Here is a 506-nt window from a genome sequence, read left to right on the forward strand (position 1 = left end):
TCAGGGTTCAAGACTCAATACGCATACGACGACTTCGGGCGCCAAACAAGCACGACGAATGCGTTAGGGCAAACGACCAAGGTTCTCGGCAACGCTGCCGGCAACACGACTGCAATCGAACCTGCCGGACTCGGGTGCTGGCGCACCGCGTACGATAAAGCTGGCCGGCCGGTCGCGTATACCGATCCGCTCGGTCGCGTTACGCGAGTTGGATGGGATGCCTATGACCGGCCACTCAGCATAATCGACGCGATGGGTAGCTCATATCGATTCGAGTACGATGTGCGCGGCAAGCTCACCGCACTGACGAACCCCAAGGGCGAACGTGGCACCTTTGCGTACGACCAACTGGGACGCATCATCGAGCAAATCGGGTTCGATGGTCGGCGCCAACAATTTCGATTCAACGTCGCCGGCGAACTGATCGAGCAGATCGATTGTGGAAACGACGGACAACTTCGCACGACGCTGATATACGACAATCTCGGTCAGATGATCGGTCGCCA

Annotated in this window: 1 pseudogene; it reads left to right on the top strand. The window is 57.9% G+C overall.

The window, feature by feature from the left end:
* Window positions 1-506: pseudogene (locus tag AC3IFE_RS01465) on the top strand (hypothetical protein); the annotation flags it as partial.

The sequence above is a fragment of the Burkholderia sp. APQ4-4ca genome, assembly GCF_057837105.1.